This window comes from Paraburkholderia sp. RL17-381-BIF-C (assembly GCF_046026435.1).
GTDB lineage: Bacteria > Pseudomonadota > Gammaproteobacteria > Burkholderiales > Burkholderiaceae > Paraburkholderia.
Genome location: NZ_JARESX010000141.1, coordinates 1 through 6,935, shown reverse-complemented (window position 1 = coordinate 6,935; position 6,935 = coordinate 1). Strand labels below are relative to the sequence as shown.

At 56.5% G+C, this 6,935-nt stretch carries 6 protein-coding genes; 3 read left to right on the top strand and 3 right to left on the bottom strand.

Features of this window, described 5'->3' with window-relative positions; genetic code table 11:
* The 3 genes from P0D70_RS35915 to P0D70_RS35905 form a co-directional block, all read right to left on the bottom strand.
* Window positions 1-244, bottom strand: a 244-nt coding sequence (locus P0D70_RS35915) for a response regulator (protein WP_408188009.1), incomplete at its 3' end; no start/stop codon positions are given.
* A gap of 1,080 nt (window positions 245-1,324) precedes the next feature.
* On the bottom strand, window positions 1,325-2,494 hold the full coding sequence (locus P0D70_RS35910) for a porin (protein WP_408188008.1): 1,170 nt from the start codon (window positions 2,492-2,494) through the stop codon (window positions 1,325-1,327).
* Between the two features lie 639 nt (window positions 2,495-3,133).
* A complete protein-coding gene (locus P0D70_RS35905; RefSeq protein ID WP_408188007.1) occupies window positions 3,134-4,027 on the bottom strand; it encodes a LysR family transcriptional regulator in 894 nt (297 codons plus the stop codon).
* A gap of 296 nt (window positions 4,028-4,323) precedes the next feature.
* Between P0D70_RS35905 and P0D70_RS35900 the strand changes: the two genes are divergently transcribed.
* From P0D70_RS35900 to P0D70_RS35890, 3 genes are all read left to right on the top strand, one after another.
* Entirely contained in the window at window positions 4,324-4,557 is a 234-nt protein-coding gene (locus tag P0D70_RS35900) for a cytochrome b/b6 domain-containing protein (RefSeq protein ID WP_169742598.1), read from the top strand.
* Window positions 4,558-4,834: 277 nt separating this feature from the next.
* Complete coding sequence (locus tag P0D70_RS35895; RefSeq protein WP_408188006.1) at window positions 4,835-5,218, top strand: hypothetical protein; 384 nt, start codon at window positions 4,835-4,837, stop codon at window positions 5,216-5,218.
* Window positions 5,219-5,860: 642 nt separating this feature from the next.
* Window positions 5,861-6,001 carry a hypothetical protein gene (locus P0D70_RS35890; RefSeq protein WP_156034533.1) on the top strand — a complete coding sequence of 47 codons (141 nt, stop codon included), beginning with the start codon at window positions 5,861-5,863 and terminating at the stop codon, window positions 5,999-6,001.
* Window positions 6,002-6,935 lie beyond the last annotated feature (934 nt).

Genomic DNA, 6,935 nt, shown 5'->3' with positions numbered 1-6,935 from the left:
TCGCGGTCAATATCAGAATCGGCGCGTCGAGAAGTACCTCCTTGCGAAGCTTTCGGCAGATCGTCAGGCCGTCCACTGCCGGTAGCGACAGGTCGAGCAGAATTGCGTCCCACCGTTGTGTTACAGCGAGGTGGAGTCCCTGCGCTCCGTCCCGCGCGAGGTCGGGTTCATAGCCGGCGTTCTCCAGAAAATCGTACAGATTGGCGGCGATCGCTGCATCGTCTTCAATGATCAGGATTCTCATCCTGCAGTTCTCCGCGGAGTGTCACATTGAGCGGCTGAAGGGCAACGCGCAACACGTTCACATCGTCGGTCCGCCGTGCTTTTCGCTGCCGTTCATGGCTTTCGCGATGGCCTTTCATTGTTTTCTACTATAACCGTCGCGGACGACTCAGGACGCGCGGCGCGCTCAATCTCAATGGGCGCGTTCAATGCGTCAGTGCAACGCCAGTGAGCTCGATACCGTCTAATGATGACCTTGGCGCATAGGCTCTCACTTTCTCGACGCGTCGAGGGCCATCGCGATGCGGAGGTCACGCGCGTCCGGCCATAGAATGGACCCGCTCCTTTTGCTTGGAGACCTGCCCGCCAATCCCTGCGATTGCCTAGGAGCAGTCAACGTGCGGGGCTGTGGAGGCGGACGGGTAGTGATTCTTGTTGCCTGGATGACGGCGCAATCTAGCCGTTGCATCAATTTGTGCTTCGCTAAGTTCCCCCGTGGTCAGCGTCTGGTTGCGGTCGCCCGCTTGCATCGACTGGGGTTCATTGACAGCACAAACGACCTGTTTTCCATCGTGCAGGCGAACGGTCGTCACATACGAGACGCTGGATGTACCAAAGGCGTTTCCAACGGCGGCAGCGGCTAGGACGCCGGCAAACGCGATTCTGAAAAATATACGCATGATGAGTTCTCCCACGAGGCGCGGCAATCCGCGTTAAAACTCATTTTCTGACGGGGCTCCTTAACAGACGCTGAATTGAGGTGGGTCAATCGCAGGATGATCGATGCCACCAAATCGGGGACAGGCGTTGCCGAATTATTCGTTCCATCCCTTCGGGGCACATTTTTTCAAATGCCATTTGTGAGAACCGCGATGGGGGAGAGAGCCTTGAACCCCGCGACACATCGGCTCCTATCCGGCTTGCTGATGCGGCAAGCTGTGCCTTTTTGGTTCGTTTCATTGAACTGGACAATCAACGTTGATGGGGGCACCCGAAATTGGATGGCAGACCAGTGGAGCGCGCCCGCAGGATAAAGTGCGGGCGCTGCTTTTACCTCCAGCGATGCTAAGGCAATGCGTACGCGTCGCCTTGGCATCACGCTTCAGAACTTATGGCGAATTGCCGCGCGCACGACAAGTTGCTTCGAATTTGACGATAGGTCGGCTGCGCCCGGTACATAAGCCTGGTCGAGCGATGACCCCGTCTGGCTTCCTGCAACTTTCTGGTAGGCCCCCTGAACGTAAATATCCGTGCGTTTCGAAAGGTTGTAGTCCGCCATCAATCCGACGCTATGAATTTTCGGTTTTACGCTGCCCGTTGTCGCGTCGTAATTCTCAAGCGTGTACACATATTGCGCGCCGACAAAGAATGCCGGCGTGATCTGATACTTGCCATTGAGTTCGAAATTCTGATACTTGAGCGTGTTGAGCTTCCCGCCCGCCAACGGACCCGTGACGGGCTGGATCGTTTCGGTGCTGGACAGATACCCGGCGTTCGCGGACGGGTTCTTGATGTTAGTGTTCGTGTAGACGAAGCCTACGGTCGCGGGGCCAAACGTGTAGTTGATGCCGCCACCGAAAATGCGCAGACGTTCCGCCACGAAATTCGCATCGGTCGACGTAATGGCACCACCGGACGACTGGCCAGGATTGTCAGCATTCAGGTAAGCCGCCGCGACCAGCAGACCGCCATTGGCGTATTGCGCGCCCAGGCTGAACTGTCGATTGTTAGCGAAGCCGGTGGCGTTGCTGAAGCTGTATGTGCCGCCAAATTGCAATCCGGCGAAATCCGGACTCGCATATTTGACCGTATTGTTCACCCGGAAAGAGTTATCCGTGTTGTCGTTGTCGAACGGGTGCGAAAACAGATAGCCGGCCCAGTTTCCGTTGGCTGTTGTCTGCGCAAGATAGTCGACGACGGAGTCGTATTGACGACCGAGCGTGATTGTACCGAACGTGGCATTCGAGACGCCCACATATGCCTGACGTCCGAATAACAGGCCACCCTGACCCAGACGACCGTTGTTCAGGTTAAAACCATTCTCAAGCTGGAATATCGCCTTCGTGCCGCCGCCGAGATCTTCGGCTCCTTTGAGTCCCCAGCGACTTCCCTGAGCATAGCCGCTTTGCAGTTCATAGTCGTGCTTGCCGCCGACATTGTTGGTGTAGTTGAAACCTTCGTCGACCACCCCATACAGCGTGACGCTGCTCTGAGCGAACACAGGCACTGCAAATGTGGCTGACGTAGCCAGCGCGATCAGACTTTTCTTCATAAAAGATCTCCAGAAATGTTGTTCGAGTAGACAACTTTTTTTCAGACAGCTTGTGTTTGTTTCTGCGTTAGTACTATTGACTGAATTGTTATCAATACAGCGGGTGTGATCCTTACACGCCGATACTGCGACGTCTATGTTCGCGCCAGACTGTTTCCCCTGGGCGTTGCTAAATCATCACGACCGTGTGCAGCGCAAATGCTCGACCCGATGCGTGTCGCTTGGGGACCGCTGATGCCGCTCAGGACTGAGGATCCGCCCTGGACCTGGCGATGCGCCGAACGATATAAAATCTGGAGATCGGGATGCAGCCTGGTCGAGGAGGGGTTTCGCCAGAAGACCAGTGATACGACGACATTGGTTAAGGATCGCTTAAGGTCGCGCAGCGAGAATTGTGGTAACGGAACGACGGGCGGCGATCATGAAAAATATTATGGCGGCTTTAGTGTTAACCACCTTGGTCGCTTTCCTGCCTGCCTGTACCACGACGGCACAAGACAGCGCCACGCATGAAGACGCGCAACCCCCTCATCCGGGGCGCCCGTCATGGCTGTAGTTGCCAAAGCACGCTAGAGCTGGCGGGTGGTCACGCTTGCCACGAGCATTCTTCCGGCAGATGGCCGGGGAAATGTTCGTGCCTCAGTAGCGACGCGAGCGTGACACCACAAAATCGGTGAAGCTCTGCAAGGTTCTCGGTATATGGCGATGCGCCGGATAAAGCATCCATATTGCCCGTTCATTTCCTTTCAGCGGAAACTGGCCTAGCACCGGAACAAGAGTCCGGTCATTCAGTTCTGTCCGCACCAGCGACTCCGCCAGGCGCGCGATCCCGAGCCCGGCAAGTGCGGCGCGCTTGACGGCCAGAACGCTTCCGGCCCGAAGGACGGGCCTGAATAACGCACGGTTGACGCCGTGGGCATCGTCAAACTCCCAGAAACGAGCCGGTATCTCGCCTGCGACCAGGACACTGTGATGTGTAAGATCGTCGGGACGCTCAGGGATACCACATTGTTTCACATAGCGCGGTGATGCGACAATGACGTCCCTTGTTACTGCGAGGCTTCGGCATATCATCGCGGAATCGCGGAGTTGGCTTTCGACGCTGAAGCAAACATCGAAATCGACGAGGGTAACGCGTTGCATAGATTCAAAGACGCTGAGATCGAACCGGATCTGCGGTTCGGCGAGGTGAAACTCAGTCAGCAAGTCCGCCAGGTCGCCTTCGGCAAACGACGCTGCACACGCAATTTTCAACGCATCGGCACATTCATCGGCGGCAGACAGGATGCCCTTTTCCATCGACTCCAGTTCGTTGAGCCATTCGACGCATCCTTGCAGATAGGCGCGACCGGCAGCGGTGAGCGACACGCTGCGCGTCGTCCTGTTTAGCAGCTTTGCATTAAGGTGCGATTCGAGCATGGCCACCTGCCGGGTGACGACCGCATTCGAAACGTCGAGGTGCCTCGCCGCCGCGGCAAAATTAAGACACTCCGCCACCTTCATGAAGGTGCGCATTGAAGTCAGATGGTCCATTACCGCGTCCGTAGAACTCGAATTAGTGCCACGGCTCGCGTTATCTGATGAATACATCGCATATGCCACGCGAGTCGCGAAAGTTCACTTCTCTGGTGAAGCACGGACGGTGCCGCAAGCACTGGCTGGGCGATTATTATCAGGACGGCAGCTTAACGATTGCTTAACCGTGATTCGGCGCTGGCAGCCCTGCCGCTGGGACCCGGTGGTCAATTAGCCTGGCCGTGCGGTCACGGCTTCGGAGCCGGCTATCCCTTTCCGCCTAGCCTGCCGCTTTGTTGGGCGCGTCAGCGCATGTGCCGAGCGGGCGCAGTCGTCTGCTGACAGAAACCGATCCGCTGGCTAAATGCAGACGGTCGTGGCTGGATCGTCAGACTCGCTTCGCGACGGCTAATTCAACGGCAGCCGCCCTCGGGGAATGGCACAGCACAAGCGCCATCGTTCTTTCGATCCTTATTGGTCTGCACGTTTTTGCGGTGTTTGTGCATCAGGTCGGATTTAGAGACAATCTGCTCCGACGCATGTTGTAGCTGAGTTGGACGCTGATCCTGAGGGAGTGTCGACGTGAGTTCCCAGATCCTCTTACAGGAGCGCCGGGACTTTGTTGCCTGTGACGGCGGCGTCAATCCGTCCGGGTCGGATCGACCGGACGAACCGTTTCGATTTGCAACTCAGAAGGCGCGCCAGGCGATCCCGGTTGATAGTGGCCAATGGAGCCCTCAGCATGGCTAGCCAACGGGTGCGTGAAAGCGCGTTCCTGGCGCCGGTGAGATCTCCTTAAGTCTCGCCGATGCGATATCCGCAGACATGACAAACAGCGACTTCGATTCAGCTACCTCGTCGCTCGCCTCGTTGTTGAGGCAGCGGAACCACAACAAGAGAGCAGTCAGCGCCATGCTCTCTTGCGTTTCCGTTCTCCACCGCCAGCACTTCCCTATGCGGGGCGGCTCCACGCGACTATCGGAGGTCGATTTGAAATTCCGGAAACGTGACTGGCTTGTTGAGGCCACGCAGTGGTTTTCACCGGGAGATCACGCGGCCGTAGAACAACGCAACGGCGCACGGTCCATCGCTACGGCCGAAGGATGGAGCGACGTGCATCCTGGCGACTGGGTGATCACTTCATCCGACGGCTCAGTTCATCGCATCAGCAATCAGCTTTTCTACGATCTCTATGAACCTCTCGCGTAGCCTGGCGGGTTACCCCCGCACTTCTCAGGAAACCGTTGCTATGCTTCAGCCGGTCGTCGGACCTGTCGATTCGCTGTCGTCGCGTGAGAGTAAGCAAGGGAGAACCGGGCTGCTCCTTACAGATATCCACACTGGCATCAACGATGCCTGGTTGACGTAGTCACTGATCGTCAGTTACCGATGCAAGACATGCGTAATCTACGAATTTCGGGCTGAGCGAACCGTCGATGAGTTCAAACTTGTAGTGGCGATGTGCCCCTGGCGGCCGCGGCAACATCTGCTTGCGGCCGGGACCCACTCGTTCGAATTCTCGATCGATTTCCTGGTGGTACGTTTCGCGCGAGCATTGTGTCCACCAGACCGGAAATCGGTTTCCTCGAGATCTTTTTTTCGCCTTGAATATTGCAGTGAGCGAAAGCAGAGATCGGCTACGCCGCGGTGATCGGATGTCGAGACGTCGAAGCGGATTTTCGAGTTCGATCGAATTCGTCGAAGTGCCCTCCTCGGGCGCGTTAGCCCGCTTTGGCAGCCACCTCCTTGGCGAGCAGGCGTTGCGCCTGCTGATCGCCTTTTCCTGCTTCCTGCGCGGTTTGAACCGACGTCTCGCTTGCTTCAGCCATCAATGCGCGCGCGGCGCTGCTGATGTTGACCGTGTACGACGACGTCGACGTGCTGGTGCTTGACCCCGTAGCCGACGAAGCGGTCGTGCTCGATGCCCGCGCCGTCGACGCTGAACTCGAAGTCGATGCGGTGGACGAAGGATCTGTTTGTGCGGTGCCTTGACCGATTGCCTGAATGGACATCTAAATCTCCCGAGAGAAAAACGTGTGTACTGCGTTCTATCTAACGGCCTGGATCTAGCGCGCTTGAGAAGTATATCTTTTGAGTTTTTCGAGATCCTTAAGCATTTCCTAAGGCTCAGTCACGACGGCATTCCTAGGAATACATTTTCCTATCGTGATTCGCCGGTGTCGTCGGTATCTTCCCTAAGGTTTTCATCAAGGTTCGCCGTTGCAGATTCGGCGCCCTGGGTGAGCGTTAGCGCGGCTGTTTGGCACGTCGAATAAAATGCTTGTGAACGGGAGCATCAGCTTGCTAGAGTGCAGCGCCCTGGGAATCCGGGAGACTGTTTTTGCTTGACGTTCGCGCTTACCCGTAAAATCCCTGCTGTTGCGCGGGACGTTGCTCCATTTGAGGTTGAGCCAAGATAAGCGTTTATGCGCTGCAGGGCATAGACGCTTTTAGGCACAGTTCCGGGTTGTACACAGTTTGTCCGCTGACGATCCGATGTTTCTGGATTGCCGGCGGACCAACTGTAGATAATCAGAGCTGTTGCAGGAAGGCAAGCACGCTGTCGGTGGGCTTGAACCTAAGTGAAGTTGCGTCCGTGGGCGCGAGCTTCTCAAGGGCTCGCTCCTTTGTTGCCAGGTCGGCGTCGATGGCGTGGACATCAGCTTCCCCTTTCGGCCACCATGGCCGATCGGAAAAGCCTGCTCTTATTATGCGAACCTTCATTAGGTGCTGTTCCTAGCAAACCGGCATCGGTCGGCCGTAGCCACTTCCGAAGATTGCTGAACTGTATACAACCCGGAACTGTGCCTAAAAGCGCGAATTCCTATCATAAGCGTCTAGGTTATATAAACCGGAAAGATCATGCCGTTTCAGAGCAGTTTGAACCCCTATCCATCCGCGAAGGCGTTCCGGATCTGTTGCGCTC

Bases quoted from the DNA above. Each gene is read 5' to 3' on its own strand.
- P0D70_RS35910 (WP_408188008.1), bottom strand. From the start codon at position 2,494: ATGAAGAAAAGTCTGATCGCGCTGGCTACGTCAGCCACATTTGCAGTG.
- P0D70_RS35905 (WP_408188007.1), bottom strand. From the start codon at position 4,027: ATGGACCATCTGACTTCAATGCGCACCTTCATGAAGGTGGCGGAGTGT.
- P0D70_RS35895 (WP_408188006.1), top strand. From the start codon at position 4,835: ATGACAAACAGCGACTTCGATTCAGCTACCTCGTCGCTCGCCTCGTTG.
- P0D70_RS35890 (WP_156034533.1), top strand. From the start codon at position 5,861: ATGTTGACCGTGTACGACGACGTCGACGTGCTGGTGCTTGACCCCGTA.